Origin of the sequence: Ferrimonas futtsuensis DSM 18154 (genome assembly GCF_000422645.1) — a bacterium.
Lineage (GTDB): Bacteria > Pseudomonadota > Gammaproteobacteria > Enterobacterales > Shewanellaceae > Ferrimonas > Ferrimonas futtsuensis.
The window spans coordinates 159,275-175,257 of sequence record NZ_AUGL01000007.1; the positions used below are offsets into that span (position 1 = coordinate 159,275).

The 15,983-nt window shown below is 58.9% G+C and carries 19 protein-coding genes; 5 read left to right on the forward strand and 14 right to left on the reverse strand.

Annotated features, from left to right (window positions below; all coding sequences use genetic code 11):
• Positions 1–34: 34 nt before the first annotated feature.
• The 4 genes from G505_RS0105850 to G505_RS0105865 form a co-directional block, all read right to left on the reverse strand.
• Entirely contained in the window at positions 35–730 is a 696-nt protein-coding gene (locus G505_RS0105850) for a PepSY-associated TM helix domain-containing protein (protein WP_028108727.1), read from the reverse strand.
• Positions 727–1,254 carry an FMN-binding protein gene (locus G505_RS0105855; RefSeq protein WP_028108728.1) on the reverse strand — a complete coding sequence of 176 codons (528 nt, stop codon included), beginning with the start codon at positions 1,252–1,254 and terminating at the stop codon, positions 727–729. The genes G505_RS0105850 and G505_RS0105855 overlap by 4 nt, the downstream gene beginning before the upstream one ends.
• Before the next feature lies 1 nt (position 1,255).
• Entirely contained in the window at positions 1,256–2,458 is a 1,203-nt protein-coding gene (locus G505_RS0105860) for a porin (RefSeq protein WP_028108729.1), read from the reverse strand.
• Positions 2,459–2,892: 434 nt separating this feature from the next.
• Positions 2,893–3,681: a ParA family protein gene (locus G505_RS0105865; protein ID WP_028108730.1), complete on the reverse strand. Its 789-nt coding sequence runs from the start codon at positions 3,679–3,681 to the stop codon at positions 2,893–2,895.
• Positions 3,682–3,857: 176 nt separating this feature from the next.
• Between G505_RS0105865 and G505_RS0105870 the strand changes: the two genes are divergently transcribed.
• The gene (locus G505_RS0105870; RefSeq protein WP_028108731.1) at positions 3,858–4,310 is read left to right on the forward strand and encodes a hypothetical protein; all 453 of its coding nucleotides are present in this window, start codon (positions 3,858–3,860) and stop codon (positions 4,308–4,310) included.
• Between the two features lie 43 nt (positions 4,311–4,353).
• Here G505_RS0105870 and G505_RS0105875 read toward each other — a convergent pair whose 3' ends face one another.
• Entirely contained in the window at positions 4,354–5,151 is a 798-nt protein-coding gene (locus G505_RS0105875) for an SDR family NAD(P)-dependent oxidoreductase (protein ID WP_028108732.1), read from the reverse strand.
• A gap of 97 nt (positions 5,152–5,248) precedes the next feature.
• Here G505_RS0105875 and G505_RS0105880 point away from each other — a divergent pair, with 97 nt between their 5' ends.
• On the forward strand, positions 5,249–6,013 hold the full coding sequence (locus G505_RS0105880) for a class I SAM-dependent methyltransferase (RefSeq protein WP_028108733.1): 765 nt from the start codon (positions 5,249–5,251) through the stop codon (positions 6,011–6,013).
• Positions 6,014–6,056: 43 nt separating this feature from the next.
• Here the strand turns inward: G505_RS0105880 and G505_RS20705 are convergent, their stop codons facing one another.
• Positions 6,057–6,590, reverse strand: a complete 534-nt coding sequence (locus G505_RS20705; protein WP_051215928.1) for a thioredoxin family protein — start codon at positions 6,588–6,590, stop codon at positions 6,057–6,059.
• A 222-nt stretch (positions 6,591–6,812) separates the two neighbouring features.
• On the opposite strand from G505_RS20705, the gene G505_RS0105890 reads away from it, so the two are divergent.
• The 3 genes from G505_RS0105890 (at position 6,813) to G505_RS0105900 (ending at position 8,213) form a co-directional block, all read left to right on the forward strand.
• Complete coding sequence (locus G505_RS0105890) at positions 6,813–7,229, forward strand: hypothetical protein (RefSeq protein ID WP_028108734.1); 417 nt, start codon at positions 6,813–6,815, stop codon at positions 7,227–7,229.
• An 84-nt stretch (positions 7,230–7,313) separates the two neighbouring features.
• Positions 7,314–7,844, forward strand: a complete 531-nt coding sequence (locus G505_RS0105895; protein WP_028108735.1) for a methyltransferase domain-containing protein — start codon at positions 7,314–7,316, stop codon at positions 7,842–7,844.
• Positions 7,845–7,919: 75 nt separating this feature from the next.
• A complete protein-coding gene (locus tag G505_RS0105900) occupies positions 7,920–8,213 on the forward strand; it encodes a hypothetical protein (RefSeq protein WP_028108736.1) in 294 nt (97 codons plus the stop codon).
• Positions 8,214–8,217: 4 nt separating this feature from the next.
• Here G505_RS0105900 and G505_RS20710 read toward each other — a convergent pair whose 3' ends face one another.
• The 8 genes from G505_RS20710 to queA form a co-directional block, all read right to left on the reverse strand.
• The gene (locus G505_RS20710) at positions 8,218–9,111 is read right to left on the reverse strand and encodes a precorrin-2 dehydrogenase/sirohydrochlorin ferrochelatase family protein (RefSeq protein WP_051215930.1); all 894 of its coding nucleotides are present in this window, start codon (positions 9,109–9,111) and stop codon (positions 8,218–8,220) included.
• Positions 9,111–9,479, reverse strand: a complete 369-nt coding sequence (locus G505_RS0105910; RefSeq protein ID WP_028108737.1) for a rhodanese-like domain-containing protein — start codon at positions 9,477–9,479, stop codon at positions 9,111–9,113. Before G505_RS0105910 ends, G505_RS20710 begins: the two co-directional genes overlap by 1 nt.
• Before the next feature lie 9 nt (positions 9,480–9,488).
• The gene (locus G505_RS0105915; RefSeq protein WP_028108738.1) at positions 9,489–9,797 is read right to left on the reverse strand and encodes a putative signal transducing protein; all 309 of its coding nucleotides are present in this window, start codon (positions 9,795–9,797) and stop codon (positions 9,489–9,491) included.
• Positions 9,798–9,994: 197 nt separating this feature from the next.
• Positions 9,995–10,939, reverse strand: coding sequence for a protein translocase subunit SecF (secF, locus tag G505_RS0105920; protein WP_028108739.1), 945 nt, complete (start codon positions 10,937–10,939; stop codon positions 9,995–9,997).
• 9 nt (positions 10,940–10,948) lie between these two features.
• Positions 10,949–12,790, reverse strand: a complete 1,842-nt coding sequence (secD, locus tag G505_RS0105925) for a protein translocase subunit SecD (RefSeq protein WP_028108740.1) — start codon at positions 12,788–12,790, stop codon at positions 10,949–10,951.
• A gap of 21 nt (positions 12,791–12,811) precedes the next feature.
• Positions 12,812–13,141 (reverse strand): preprotein translocase subunit YajC, encoded by a 330-nt coding sequence (gene yajC / locus G505_RS0105930; RefSeq protein ID WP_028108741.1) that lies wholly within the window; start codon positions 13,139–13,141, stop codon positions 12,812–12,814.
• A gap of 27 nt (positions 13,142–13,168) precedes the next feature.
• Positions 13,169–14,293, reverse strand: coding sequence for a tRNA guanosine(34) transglycosylase Tgt (tgt, locus tag G505_RS0105935; RefSeq protein WP_028108742.1), 1,125 nt, complete (start codon positions 14,291–14,293; stop codon positions 13,169–13,171).
• A gap of 204 nt (positions 14,294–14,497) precedes the next feature.
• Positions 14,498–15,562 (reverse strand): tRNA preQ1(34) S-adenosylmethionine ribosyltransferase-isomerase QueA, encoded by a 1,065-nt coding sequence (queA, locus tag G505_RS0105940; protein ID WP_028108743.1) that lies wholly within the window; start codon positions 15,560–15,562, stop codon positions 14,498–14,500.
• Positions 15,563–15,983: the final 421 nt, after the last annotated feature.

Consider the following 15,983-nt stretch of genomic DNA (forward strand, 5'->3'; position numbering starts at 1 on the left):
AAGGCGTCCTCTTTCTATTCGACTCGTCTGGAGATCAGCGTCGCCGTCCCCAGATGACAAACCCGGTGCAGGCGATGCCGATGGCCATCAGGGCCACGGCGCTCATCAGCCACTCGCCCAGGGCACCGAAGATGCGGCCGCTGTGCAGAGCCAGAACCAGCCTCTCGACACTGACGCCGCTGTGACTGTCCTCGATCTCCCCCGGCAAGCTGGTTTCAATGAACTGCAAGGGTTCCTGCGCCAACCTGACCTCGGTGGGTTGAGGTTGAGCCTCCAGCCACCAGTCCAGTTGCCAGAGGTGGCCTTCACGCCCCTTCAGCAGCGGCAAGCCCGCAGCCGAGGTGCCCGCCAGGACAAACCCCTCGAGGGGAGTGCTGTCCACCAGCTCCCCCTCTAAGGTCAGCAGCCACAACTGCCCCAGATCACTGACCAGCATCGACTCCTCACCCACCACCAGCCCCTGAACCCCACCATCGAGCATCGCCAGATGGCCATGGCGGGAGAGCAGGCGATTGTCCACCTGATACAGCCCCTGAGCCTCGGCGCCAGAAACACTGGGCTGAGGCAGATCCGCCAGGGAGTACCAGAAGGCACCGGTAAGCAGAGGCTTATCCAGCCCCAGCCGGTGGCCGTGCTGCAGTACCAGACCGGTGCAGGCCAGAAGCAGGATCCAGGCACACACCAGGATGCCTATTCTGCTGTGCCAGCGGGTGAGAGTTCGGGTTTTCATCGCTTCACATGATCAGCCAGGAAAAGAGCCATTTTAGCGGTTCGGTTCATGGCGTGCACCGACAGTGTCGCTCCACTGATGCCATCGATGATCTCTGACAGGGCATCGCCCTTCAGAGATACCCCCTGATATTGGCGGGTAAAGGCATCCCGATGGATCTCCCAGCCCCGGTGTTCGCGGAACACCAGCACCCTGGCCTGAACGATGGCACCATTCTCCACCACGTAGCCAAAGGTGATGGGCTGATCCTTACCCACGGACTCCAGCACCCAGGCGGTCCGCCCCTGGTCCTGCCAGTAGCGTACCCGGAGCTTGGGATAAGCTTCACCCATCAGGGCCTTGAGCTGACTCTTGAGTTCACCCTTGAGCCACACCGTCCCCTGCTGGGGCTGGCCGCCACCAAACGCCTGAGACAGGAACGCTTCCTGAGTCAGGTATTCGGAAGCCCCTTTGGCACTGAAGGTCAGCACCAGGGCCAGGATAGCAAACAGGGGGCCTAGACCCCCTTTTAACTGTTTCAGCATCTTAGAAAGAGTAACCTACGCCCAGGTTAAAGCCTTTCTGGTCTTTGCCGTTGTCGTTGTCCTGCATCTGGTAGTCAGCCTTGAACACAACGCGAGGGTGCAGCCAGTAGTTGATACCGAAGTCAGTCTGGGCCTTGGCGCTGTCGGCGCTGTCACCGGCCTGGTTGTCCCAGGTGCTGTAGCGGGCGAACACACCCAGCTTCTCGGTCACCTTGTAGCTGGGCTCCAGGTACCAGCCGTTTTGCTCGTCGGCACCCAGGGACTCAGGGCCGTTGCCATCCAGAGTCCACATGGCGTACAGGCCACGCAGGGTGAAGGCGTCGTACTGCCAGTCGAAGTGACCTTCAACCATGTAGGCGCTGCCAGCATCGGCGTCGGCGGACTGGGTGATGTCACCCTGGTACTGGACGCTGCCGCCGATGGTCAGACCGGGAACACCGGCGTAGGACACGGCGATGGTGGCTGCCAGGTCTTCGGCGTTGGCCTTGGCCACTTTCTGACGACCGGAACGGATGGAGTACTTGGAATCCACGCTGGTCTCCAGACCGCTGTGAACGAAGCCCTGAACGGTCACACCGTTATCCAGACGACCAATCACACCGGTACCGGCTTCCCACCAGGTGGTAGGCAGGATGTACTTCTCTACGTTGTTACGCTCAACGCCGTAGAAGGTATCAGGTTCGTGGGTCTCGTTCAGCAGGCCAACAGGCAGCAGGAACAGACCGGAACGGGAGGTCCAGTTGTCGGAGAAGTCCCAATCGATGTAGGCCTGCTCCAGCTCAACTTCGCCAGGCTTGCCATCACCGGACAGGGAGTGCTCCAGCTCGACTTCAGAGAAGAAGCGGATGTTGTCGGCAAACTCATAACCGAACATCAGTACGAAACGGTGGAAGTCGATGGCCTTCTTGTCGCTGGCACCGCCCTCACCGGTCAGGTTGTTGTAGTGCAGTTCGCCGTAGCCGCCGATGGAGACCTTATCCATGGCGCTGCTGCCGGAGTCGGTTTCTACCGCTTCAACGGCCGCTTCTACCGCTTCCTGGTTCTCTTTTACCTGACGGCTCAGTTGCTCGATGGCAGCCTGCTGCTGCTTGATCAGGTCCTGCTGAGCTTTCAGCTGCTCCTGCACGGAGTCAGCGGCGAAGGAGGAGGTGGCGGTCAGGGCCAGAGCCACGCCGGCTACAATGGGTTTCAACTTAAAGGTCATCATCGCTCCAGAAATTTTTTGTTGTGATTCAAGCCCTCATGGACTTGGCTCTGGCGCAAATGATAGCTATTTTCATTTTCATTGCTAGTTATTTTTGCATTTTTTAAGTCACTTTTGTTGCAGGAAAGACCAGAAAAGCCCGAGGCAGCACAATATTCTGCGAGACGGGGATCACACTTCGGTCCTCAACCTAAAAAAACACAGAATATCAGTGAATTCTAAAGAGTCATTTCAACTGCAATAACGCGGATCACGGGGGTGATCCGGATCCCGTTTATTAACAATGCCGCAAAAGGGTAAAGGGGAGCATTTGCTCTATAAGCAGATGATTATTAAGGCACATAGTCGGATGCGCATGCATCACTATGTTAAGAGGACAGAGGTGGTCACGGAAGCCGGTTGCCGCCCCGGACAGGGGGCGGCCTGATCAGGATTTAAGCCCGGGCAAAGTCAGGCTCAAGCTCACGGAACAGCTCAACAAACTGGCCGGTCAACTTGTGCCCCGGCGCCAGGTGGATCAAAGGGATCTGCTCCTGGTGAGACTCCTTCATCTTTACCGAAGAGGAGAGCCGGGTACCGAACAGGGGCACCACATCCTGCTCCTCCAGTTCCGCCACCAGTTGCTGGGGCAACCGCGCCTGGGCGTTAAACTGGTTGACCACCACCCCTTCCGCCATCAACTTGCCGTTGTGGTCGCTTTTCAGCTCAAGCAGGTTATCCATCAATCGGTGAATGGCCTGGGCGGAAAAGCCGTCACAATCAAAGGGAATGACCACTCGATCGGCGGCGATAAGTGCCGATTTCGAGTAGAAGTTGAAGTTGGGGGGAGTATCGATATAGATGCGGTCAAACTGCTTCTCCAGGGCCTTGAGGGCATCCCTGAGCTTGTAGATCTTGTAGCGCATCTCCAGCTCCCGCTCCAAACTGGCGAGGGCCGGGCTGGCGGGCAGCAGGCTGAGGTTATCAAACTCGGTTCTGTGCACATACTGGTCCGGGTCCGGCAGGGAACCAAACCAGCCCACGGTCTGTTTGAGCAGATCGGCCACCGTCTTGCCTGCCGGCAGGCTGGCCTCATCCACCCCCAGGTAGTGGCTGGCATTGCCCTGAACATCCAGATCCACCAGCAGAGTCTTGTACCCCATGGCGGCACTGACCGCAGCCAGGTTGACACTGATGCTGGATTTGCCGACACCACCCTTCTGGTTAAACACCACTCGTTTCATAGCCTTATCCCTAAGCGCTCACTTTTCACCCAATACTACGGCAGTGAACCCTCCTTGTCAGCCGTTATTGAGTCATTGCTCCACCCCAGGCTCACCCAGGAGTAACAGGTGAGACAATCCCGGTCGGCAAAGGTACACTTAGGCGCAACAGAGATGCTGACAAAGGTTTAGAGATCATGTCCGACATTCGCAGTTTCAGCCGTCGCCGCTGGGAAGTGGCCGACCTGGCTCAGGATCTGCAATCCCATATCGCGTCCGACCCCCTGGTACACAACCTGTTTCACGGAGCCACCTCCCTGGATCAGGTGGTCAATCTGCTCACCAACCTGGTGCTGGCCGAGGACCCAGCCCTGCTGAGAGAGCAGGAGCTGAATGAGGGGTCGCTGCTGCAGATGTTGAGCATCGGCTTCAGGCTGATGGTGATTAAGAGCCTGGATCAGGGGCCCCTGACCCAAACCGAGCACCTGGTGTGCCTGCTGGCTCGCCACTACGCGTCCAAAGGGTATGAGCCGCCTCTACAACCGGGGTTTCAGACCATCGCCAGTCAGATCCTCGGCCTCTATGAGCAGTGGGATGCCCAGATGCGTCAGCAGCGCAGTGGCCAGCGCAACATGATGCGCAACAGCTAAAAAAGGCGGCCATTGGCCGCCTTTTCTGTCGTTTCAGAAACCATTACAGGGCACGGATAATGCCGCCCTCAACCCGCAATGCCTGGCCATTCATCGCCCTGTTGCTGGAGAGGAAGACGGTCGCCTTGGCCACCTCCTCCACCTGAACAAAGCGCTGCAGCAAACTGGTGGGCTCATGCTCGCTGAAATAGTTGTCGGCCAGCTCCTGAACCGGCTTCGCTTCCGACTCCGACAGGGTGGCAAAGTAGTTTTCCACCCCTTCGGTCCAGGTGGGACCGGGCAGCACCGAGTTCACCGTCACATCCTGGCCCTTAGTCAATTCGGCCAGGGCCCGGGAGAGGGCGATCAAGGCAGTCTTGGTCACCGAGTAGTGCACCATCTGCCCCAGGGGTTTGATGCCACACTCGGAAGAGATGTTGATGATGCGGCCATAGCCACGCGCCTGCATGGCGGGCATCAGGGCACGGGAGAGGCGTACGGCGCTCATCACGTTCACATTGAAGTAGTGCAGCCACTCCTCGTCACTGATCGCTTCGAACGCCTTCACCTCGAAGATGCCAGTATTGTTCACCAGGATGTCGACACCACCCAACTGCTCGCACTGAGTCAGCAGCGCCTGGGTCTGGACGGCATCGGACAGATCGCCGGCCACGGCAAACAGGCGTCCTGCGGCAGACATCTTGTCGGCAATCTCCAGCGCCAGCTGATCGCATTTGCGCTGATCCCGGCCATGGATGATCACCTCCGCGCCTTCGGCCAGATAGGCTTCGGCTATGGCGCGGCCAATGCCCGCGGTTGAACCTGTCACCAAAACCCGCTTATTCTGAAGCTGTAGCTGCATCTCTGGACTCCACCCTTATTCATTAGAAACTAGGAGTTTAGTCGTCAGGCTAAGATGTAAAAATTATCTTTGGTAATACTTTTAATTACGAAACTTTATGAAGAATCCAACCGCACCTAAGGACCTCTTCTCCGGACACAGCAGGGAGTACGCCAGCTATCGTCCTCACTACCCCGACGCCCTGTTCAATCAGCTGGCCGCACAGGCTCCCTGCCGCACCCTGGCCCTGGATCTGGCCACAGGATCGGGTCAGTCCGCCCGCGCGCTGGCGCACCACTTCCAGCGAGTCCTGGGGGTGGACCTCAGCCGCCATCAACTCAGTCACTGCAGCCAGGCCCCCAACCTGAACTATCTGATGGCCCTGGGAGAGTCGCTGCCACTGCGGGACGGCTGTGTGGATCTGGTGACCATCGCCCAGGCACTGCACTGGCTGGCCCTGGAGCCCATGGGACTGGAGGTAGCCCGGGTACTCAAGCCCGGCGGATTACTGGCCATCTGGAGTTACGGCAACTGCAGTGTCGGCAACGACGTGGACAGGGTGGTGCACCATCTTTATGAGGAGATCCTCGGCCCATTCTGGACCGAGGAGAGACGTTGGGTGGAACAGGGCTACGCCGGCCTGAGCCTGCCCCTGGAGGAAGAAACCCCGAGGCTGATGACCCTGAGGCACAGCTGGACCCTGCCGCAGTTTATCGGCTACCTGCAAACCTGGTCGGCGCTGCAGCGGTATCTGGGTCACCATGAGGAGGCGACCCTGGAGCCGACCTGGGAGGATCTGGCCGGCGCCTGGGGGGCACCCGAGCAGCATCGTGAGGTGCACTGGCCGTTGACCCTGAGGTTATTTCATAAGCCAGGAGTGTGAGGCTCAGCCAGGAAAAAGCCGCCTGGCGGCGGCTTCGAAAAGATCACTTGAGGATATCGACCAGGGCCTGTTCCAGCCCAGTGTCCGGCGCCCCTTCGATGCGCCCTATCTCCTTACCCTCTTTGCGGACGATGAAGGTGGGGAAAGCCAGTACCTGAACCCCTTCCAGCAGCTCGGGATCACCGGCGCTGCCCTTCTTGTCGACACCAATATAGCGGGCACTGATGTTGCTGTTCTCCGCCAGTTTGAGGATCTTCATCATCCGCGGCACCTGCTGTTGACTGGTGCTGTCCCAGGTCCCCAGCACCGCCAGGATCTCAACCGGCTCGTTGACCGCCTTGATGGGCGCCATCGCCTGTTGATTCACCTGATAGGCCAGGTACTCCCGGCCCATGGGGATCATTTCGAAGATCAGTTGCTGGCTGGTCAAAACCCCCGTCAGCTCGGCGGTCTCCAGTGGCATGGCACCATGGGGGTTGGCACCCGGGGTGTTCTGGGGCATACCGTTGCCCATACCGGGCATGGCGGACACGCCGCTGCTCATCACCAGTGCCCCCAGAATCAGTCGCTTCATCATGTTCCACTCCTCTTCATTGCCATACTGCCGGATTCCCTACCCGGATTCATTTCAACTGTAAACCATAGGACAAAATAAAATCTCGTTCAGTTTCCGGCTGTTTCGGGAATTTATCATCGACGTGCGGGGGATCACGGCATCAGGGGGTGTTTGAGATAAGGCTGTCCACTCTTTCCGGGGCACTGTGATACCCTTGGGCAAATTTTTCCAGTGGATCCCCCCATGGCCAAGAAACACGCCCACATCCCCGAGAAACAGTTCTGGATTCAGCGACTGGGTAAATCCAGCCTGCGCGCCCTGCACGTGCTGGGGATCATCGGTGCCAGCGGCGGGTTCTTCTATGAGGTGGAGAAGGCGCTGTGGCTGCCCTGGTGGATCCTGGCCATGAGCACCGGCCTTATCCTGATGGCCTGGGAGATCATCCGCTCCCCCCTGTGGCTGATTCAGATGAAAGGGGTGCTGACCCTGGTCAAGGTAGTGCTGGTGGCCCTGTGTTATCCCTTTCCCCAATTCAAGGTACCGCTGTTCTGTCTGGTGGCCCTGATCTCCGTGGTCACCTCCCACGGTCCCGCCGGCCTGCGTCACTACTCCGTGGTGCACCGCAAGCGCATCGACGGCCCCAAGGAGATTAAGGGCTAGTACATTGAGCTGATTGCTTTTTTATCAGCTGCTGTCCGTCATTTCGTTATACTGGGGCTCATGCACCTTCTCAAGGAGAGCCCCATGCCCTGCCCCCAGACCCCGGCATCCCTGATCACCGACAACCTGCCGCTGTTCGACGCCCTTCCCCAGGGGCCCATACTGGACCTGGCCTGTGGCCGCGGCCGCAACGCCCTCTACCTGGCCCGTCGAGATCTGCCGCTGTGGTGCTGTGACCGCAATGGCGACGCCCTGACCCAGCTGCAACACACTGCGGCCGAGGAGCGTTTGAACCTGGTCACCTGGCAGCAGGATCTGGAACAACCCGGTCCCTCCCCCCTGGGAAAGCGGCAATTTGCCGCCATCCTAGTGTTCAACTATCTGCACCGCCCGCTGATGAGCGCCATAGAGCAGGCGTTGATGCCGGGAGGCCTGCTGGTGTACGAGACCTTTCTTGAGCAGCAGGCCAGCATCGGCAAACCCAGCAACCCGGATTTCCTGTTAAAGCCCGGCGAACTGCAACAACACTTTGCATCTCTGCAGACTCTGCATTACGTTGAAAAGGAGCACAGCAATCCGCACCGCTTCACGGCGCAGCTGATTGCCAGGAAGTAATACCCCGAGCCTGAAACACTTGGCCATGAGGCCGAAATAGGGTTTTCCCTGGGTATCAAGAGATAAGGAGATGACGTGCTGCAGTGGTATCCGGACAGTTACCGAATCGGCCTGGCGCCGGTATTAACCCTGATGATGGTGGTGTTTGCCATTCTGGTGAGACTGATGATTCCCGAGGGCAACCACGCCTTCCAGTGGCCACTGAACATCGCCATGGGGTTGATCGCCCTGCTCCACCTCTACCTGTTAGTGGATGACCGGGTGATGAAGCGTTCCGATGCCCTGATCTATGGGATGGTGCACCTGTGCATGGCCTTCACCGTGTGGATCTTCGCCCTGATGGTGGTCACCGGAAACGACCTGTTCTGACCGACTACCCCGAAACCCTTCCCGGCTCGATGCGAATAAGACGCTGCCCCTTAAGCTGAGCAATCAGCCGCTGCTGAGCCTCGGTGTCCGCCACCAGCATCACCTTTCCCCGGATCTCAGGCAGGGCTGAGTCGCTCACCTCCAGTCTGCTGGCATCCCGGCGACACAGCTCATTCAGGGCCGGAGCCAGGGCACCCTGATGCCACAAGGCATCGCACTCCTGCATCAGCCGAACCGCCTTGAGCGGAAGCAGCTCTGCATCCTGGTCAGCAGGGACCAGCAGCACCCAGCCTGGCAGCCCCTCTCCCTCAAGGGCCGACTGGAACCGGCCTTCGCTGCGCTGTTCATCCCACTCCAATCCGTTGCTGCCCAAAAATCGTTCCCAGACGGAGCGGCGTTCCTTCAAAGGGATGCGGTAACGGGCCTGCCCCATAAAGCGTGCCAGAGCCCCCAGGGTCTGCGGCAGCAGAGACTCGATACGCCGACGAAGCTCCTTGACCAACACCGGCGCCGCCCCTTCACTGCCGATGGCCACCACCATGGGACTGCGGTCCACAATGGCCGGAGTGATCACCGTACAGGCCTCGGGGTCGTCCACCACATTGACCCAGGCCCCGGCCTGGCGAGCCAGCATGGCCACCCGGCGGTTCAGGGCCTGATCATCGGTGGCGGCGATCACCCCATGCTGCCCCCTCACCAGGTCATCACTGAACCCCTGGGCCAGCCAGGTAAACTCCCCCTGGCGGGCACTCAGTTCATCGTTGAGGACCGGGGAGACCAGGGTAATGGCCATCTCACTGCGACGCCACAGTGACAGCTTGCGAGCCGCCACTTCGCCACCCCCGACGATCAGCAGGTGCCGTTGCCGGGTATCGAAGAAGAGGGGAAAATAACGCATCAGGCTTCCATGGGCAGGCTGCGGGCCATCCATTCACGGCGGCCGCCGATGAGAGAGTGCACCCGGGTGTACCCCATCTGCAGCAAGTTGTGTGCCGCCAGTACCGAGCGATAACCGCCGCCACAGTAGATCACCAGCACACTGTCTTTGTTGGGGTAGAGGGTTTCCACATCCCGCTCCATCACTCCACGCCCCAGATAGGCGGCGCCGGGAAGACGGTCCTTTCGCCACTCATCCTGCTCACGGCAGTCCACCAAATGGTGCGGAGTACTGGCGTCCTGCCAGTTCAGGAGGGTATCGATGGAGATTTCACTGACTTTGAGGCGGAGGGAATCCACCAGCTGTTCAAATCCGGGATTGTGCTTCATATCTAAGACCTATTTTTGGGGGACGCCCCCGCAACGCCAACAGGTCTCGAAATGGCCATCGTTCTGCTCCCCGCAGCTGGGACACTGCCAGGGGGCCTGACTTTGATGATACTGCTCCAAGACGGCGTTGGCTTTTTCCAAATGACGACGTTGCACCAACAAGCCGACCTCCTGACTGTCGACGGGAAGCTCACCGGTCCCGCCTGCCAGAGCTTCCCCCAGCAGTCGTACCATCACCCCCTGTTGCTCCAGCGCTCCCTTAAGGGCGTGGGCTTCCAGGGCGTTGCTGGCCCGGTATAACTCAACAAAGCTGTCCATAACCACACTCTAATCCTCGTGTCACTCCGTTCAGTGTCGACCCGCAGCAGGGCTCCTGTCAAAGTCCCGTTCGCCGCATTCCTGGCCAAGCACCTCACTGATCCTTTTTGAGTTGTGCCCGGACATCATCTACAAATTGCCATAAAAAAGCCACCCCGCAGGGTGGCTTAGAGTTGAACAATGCGACTGGCACTGAATCAGGGCAGCAAGCTTTCCTGATCTGCTCCCTCTTTATCAACCACCACGGGCATCATGTGCTCGCGGGTCAGGCCCAGCTTGATGGAGGCGTAGCTGGCCACATAGATGGAGGAGAAGGTACCGAAACCGATGCCCAGCAGCAGCGCGGTGGCGAAGCCGTGGATCATGGAGCCACCCTGAACGAACAGGGCGATCACCACAAACAGGGTGGTGCCAGTGGTGATGATGGTCCGGCTCATGGTCTGGGTCACCGAGGTGTTGACCACGTGTTCAGGGGTCCCCTTACGCATCTTGCGGAAGTTCTCCCGAACCCGGTCGAACACCACGATGGTGTCGTTGAGCGAGTAACCCACCACCGCCAGTACCGCCGCCAGCACCGTCAGGTCGAACTCCAGGAAAAAGAAGGAGAACACACCCAGGGTAACGGTCACGTCGTGCACCAGGGCCGCGACCGCGCCCAGGGCCAGACGCCACTCGAAGCGGAACGCCACATAGGCCAGGATACAGATGATGGCGGTCAGTACGGCCAGGCCGCCCTGCTCTGCCAGCTCCTTACCCACCTGAGGGCCGACGAATTCAACGCGCTTGATTACCGCGTCGGATTCCAGGCTGCGGGCCGCATTCTCGATGCGGGACACCATCTCGTTGCCCTTACCCGCCTTGGGCGGAACACGGACAATCAGGTCGGTGGCCGCACCGAAGTGCTGGACGATCACCCCTTCCACGCCCTGGGCTTCCACGGCCTTGCGCAGTTCGGAGGTACCCTTGGCTTCGGAGTAGACAATCTCTACGACGGTACCGCCGGTGAAATCCAGACCCCAGTTGATGCCTCGGGTGGCCAGAGAGGCCACAGACGCCGCCATCAGCAGCAGGGAGATCAGGCTGATCACCCGTGCGTGCTTCAGGAAATCAACGGTCTTGTTCAGTTTTAACAGTTCAAACATGACAGCCCCTTAAATCGACAGCTTCTTGAGACGCTTGCCGCCCCAGAGACCGTTAACAACGGCACGGGTGCCGACGATGGCGGTAAACATGGAAGTGGCGATACCGATCATCAGGGTCACTGCGAAACCTTTCACCGGTCCCGTACCCACGGCGAACAGAATCAGCGCGGTCAGCAGGGTGGTGATGTTGGCATCGGCAATGGTGGAGAAGGCGTTGGCATAGCCTTCATGGATCGCCTGCTGAACGCTGCGACCCGCCTTGAGCTCCTCACGGATACGCTCGAAGATCAGTACGTTGCCATCCACCGCCATACCCACCGTCAGTACGATACCGGCGATACCGGGCATGGTCAGAGTGGCACCGGGGATCATCGACATGATGCCCACCATCAGCACGATGTTGGCCACCAGGGCGCCCACGGCGATGAAACCAAACTTACGGTAGTAGACCGCCATAAACAGGATGGTGGCCACCAGGCCGGAGAGCATCGCGGCCATACCGTTGTCGATGTTTTCCTGACCCATGGAGGGACCGATGGTGCTCTCCTGAACGATGGTGATCGGCGCAATCAGGGCACCGGCACGCAACAGCAGGGCCAGCTTCTGAGCCTCCTGAGGGGTATCCAGGCCGGTGATGCGGAAGCTGCGACCCAGGCGAGCCTGGATGGTGGCGGTGTTGATCACCTCTTCATGCTTATCGAACTTGGGAGAACCGTCGGGGTTACGCTCGCCGGTGGACTTGTACTCGATGAAGACGGTGGCCATCGCCTTGCCGATCTTGTCCCGGGTCCAGTCCGCCATCTTGTTGCCACCGGTGGCATCCAGGTTGATGCTCACCTGAGGCTGGCTGGTCTCGCTGAAGCCGGACTGGGCGCCGGTGATGTGATCACCGGTGAGGATCACCCGCTTGTCCAGCAGCACAGGGCGGCCGTCGGAATCTTCAAACAGCTGAGAGCCCGGGGGCACGCGGCCACGAACCGCGGCACCCAGATCGGCTCCCTCGGTCACCATGCGGAACTCCAGGGTCGCCGTCGCACCCAGGATCTCCTTGGCACGGGCGGTGTCCTGAACACCAGGCAGTTCGACCACGATGCGGTTGGATCCCTGCTGCTGAACCACAGGTTCGGCCACACCCAGTTCGTTCACCCGGTTACGCAAAATGGTGATGTTCTGCTGCAGGGCATACTTCTGAACTTCGGCCAGGTACGCCTCGCCCATGGTGACGTTCAGGGTCAGATCGTTGTCTTCGAACAGCAGGTTGGGGTTACGCAGCTTGAGGAAGTCCTCGGCCTTGACCAGGGTCTCCTCGTCGCGGAAGCGGATCTCAATGCCCTTGGCGCCGGCGCGAATGCCGGCATAACGCAGCTTTTCACCACGCAGATCGGCACGAAAATCGGTGACCAGCTGGGTCTCCTGCTTGCGCACCGCTTCGCTCATGTCCACCTCCATCAGGAAGTGGACACCACCACGAAGATCCAGACCCAGCTTCATCGGGCTGCCACCGATGGCGGCCAGCCAGTCGGGAGTGGCCGGGGCCAGGTTCAGGGCCACGAAGTAATCGTCCCCCAGCTCCTTGGACACCAGGTCCTTGGCCTTCAGCTGATCGTCACCGTTGTTGAATCGGATCAGGATCTGGCCATTTTCCAGCTCAGCCCGCTTGATGGTCAAACCCTGGGACTCCACCGCAGATTGCAGTCGGGTCAGGGTAGACGGCGTCACCTCGGCGTTACGGCCAGCGGAGATCTGCAGGGCAGGATCTTCACCAAACACGTTCGGCAAGGCGTAAAGAGCACCAATGGCGATGATGAACACCACCATCAGGCTCTTCCATAATGGATATTTATTCAGCACCGCTGTGCCCTCTCAACCAACTTACAGAGACTGCAGGGAACCCTTAGGCAGAACAGCAGTGATAAAGCTCTTCTGGATGGTGACGTTGGTCTGATCGTTCAGGGACAGAACCACGAAATCATCGTCCTCTTTGATCTTGGCAATCTTGCCAACCAGACCACCGTTGGTCAGGACCTCGTCACCCTTGCTCAGGGAGGACATCAGATTCTTGTGATCCTTGGTGCGCTTGGCCTGGGGACGGTAGATCATGAAGTAGAAGATCAGACCGAATACCACCAGCATGATCAGGGTTTGCAGACCGCCACCCTGGGGGGCGGCACCAGCTTCAGCGTATGCCATTGGAATTAACATAGTGGTTCTCTTTTAGTTCTCTGTTAGTCAATCGTTTAAAGGCGGCACAGGGCGGCCCAGCTTGGAATAGAACGCTTCGACAAAGTGCTCTAATTTACCCTGCTCAATGGCCCCCCGCAAACCTTCCATCACCTTTTGATAGTAACGAAGGTTGTGGATGGTGTTCAGCCGGGCGCCCAGAATCTCATTACAGCGATCCAGATGGTGCAGGTAGGAGCGGCTGTAGTTCTTGCAGGTGTAACAGTCACACTCGGCGTCCAGGGGGCGGGTGTCGTCCCTGTGCTTGGCGTTACGGATCTTGATCACCCCTTCCGAGGTGAACAGGTGACCGTTACGGGCATTACGGGTGGGCATCACGCAATCGAACATGTCGATACCGCGGCGCACGCCCTCCACCAGATCCTCAGGCTTGCCCACCCCCATCAGGTAGCGGGGCTTGTCTTCGGGGATCTTGGGGCAGATGTGTTCAAGGATGCGGTGCATGTCCTCTTTGGGTTCGCCAACCGCCAGACCACCGACGGCGTAACCATCGAAGCCGATGTTCATCAGCCCCTCGAGGGACTCATCACGCAGGTGCTCATAGACACCGCCCTGGATGATGCCGAACAGGTTGTTGGGGTTCTCCAGCTTGTCGAAGGCGTCACGGGAGCGCTGAGCCCAACGCAAAGACATGCGCATCGACTTGCCCGCTTCCTCTTCGGTGGCCGGATAGGGGGTGCACTCATCGAAGATCATCACGATGTCGGAGCCCAGGTGATACTGAATCTCCATGGACTTCTCAGGATCCAGGAAGATCTTATCGCCGTTGATGGGGTGGCGGAAATGCACCCCCGCTTCGGTGATCTTACGGATGTCCCCCAGGGAGAACACCTGGAAACCGCCGGAATCGGTCAGGATCGGCTTCTGCCAGTTCATGAAATCGTGCAGGTCCCCATGCTTCTGCATGATCTCGGTGCCGGGACGCAGCCACAGGTGGAAGGTGTTGCCCAGGCAGATCTCTGCGCCTGTGGCCTCCACCTCTTCCGGAGTCATCCCCTTGACGGTGCCATAGGTACCCACGGGCATAAAGGCCGGGGTTTCTACTGTGCCCCGCTCAAAGGTGAGGCGACCACGGCGTGCGCGGCCATCGGTGGTGATCAGATCGAACTTCATTTCATCCTCTTAGTGCCAGATAAACAGTCTGACGAAATACACATGCTCTTGGCATGAAATACAAAATGTGGATTCAGGTAGCGGATTTCAAGGGAGCCAGTGAGATGGGGATCAAAAAACCCCGAAAACCTGCGCCCCTGGGGCTCCAAACGCCGAAAAACAGAGCGCCGCCCAGGGGCGGCGCATCAAATCGGGATCCGGAATCTACTCCACCTCGCCGTGGAGCTTCTCATCCCGGTTGATGAACATGGCATCACCATAACTGAAGAACCTGTACCGGTTCTCAACGGCGTGCCGATAGGCGTTCATCACATTGTCCTGACCGGCAAAGGCACTGACCAGCATGATCAGGGTGGACTCGGGCAGGTGGAAATTGGTGACCATGGCATCCACCAGCTGGAAACGGTAACCGGGGTAGATGAAGATGCTGGTGTCGGCAGCGAACGCCTCCAGCATCCCGGTCTTGGCCAGGGTCGCCTGAGCGGCAGACTCCAGAGAGCGTACCGAGGTGGTTCCCACGGCCACCACCCGGCCACCATTGGCCTTAGTGCGGATTACCGCGTCCGCCACCTCCTGAGGCACTTCCGCCCACTCGGAGTGCATATGGTGATCTTCGACCTTGTCGACCCGCACCGGCTGGAAGGTGCCCGCCCCCACATGCAGGGTGACATAGGCAAACTCCACCCCTTTGGCTTTCAGTCTGGCCATCATGGTCTCATCGAAGTGCAGGCCGGCGGTGGGCGCCGCCACCGCGCCGGGGCGCTGGTTGTAGACGGTCTGATAGCGCTCCTTATCGGTCTCCTCATCGGGACGGTCGATATAGGGGGGCAGGGGCATGTGGCCGATGGCGTCGAGAATCGAGAGGACCGGGGTATCGCCGTGAAACTCGATCTCAAACAGGGCATCGTGACGGGCCACCATGGTGGCGCTGATCCCCTGGTCGAACACCAGCTCGGTGCCGGGCTTGGGCGACTTGGAGGAGCGCACATGGGCCAGCACCCGGCGGGTATCCATGACCCGTTCCACCAGTACCTCAATCTTGCCACCTGAGGCCTTCTTGCCGTAGACACGAGCCGGAATCACCCGGGTGTTGTTGAACACCAGCAGGTCTCCGTCATGGAGCAGGTCAAGCAGATCCGGAAACTGACTGTCCACCAGATGGCCACTGTTGCCATCCAGGTGCAGCAAGCGTGATGCGCTGCGCTCCTCGGTGGGATAGCGGGCAATCAGTTCATCGGGAAGGTCAAATTGGAAGTCGGCAACCTGCATACTCATCTACTCTGTGGGCATCACCCCTTAGGGCGGGGGCGCTAGTCTAAGAAGTGAGCGGGCCATAATCAAGTTTTCCTATCTATCGCTCGCTTACAGGCTGTGTAACGGTCTTCATAGCTAGTGTAGCTATCAAGATCAGTAAGTTAAATCACCACCACCTTTACAAAGCTCACAAACCGAGCAACACTGTACAACTATTAACCAGCCAAATAAGTTGCAAAGGTTATGAGGGTCTATGTTTACAAGGATTTAGTAGGCTTAGCCAGAGTTGAGATCGTGAACACCGATTGCGTCCCAGTAAGCTTTTGCCTCTCCCATTTCATGCTAAGTAGCTTCGCAGCACGCCCATTCAATACGAGATATACGTACGCCAAGGTAATGCTCTTTATCTTTCGATACTTCAAGCTCAATGGAATCT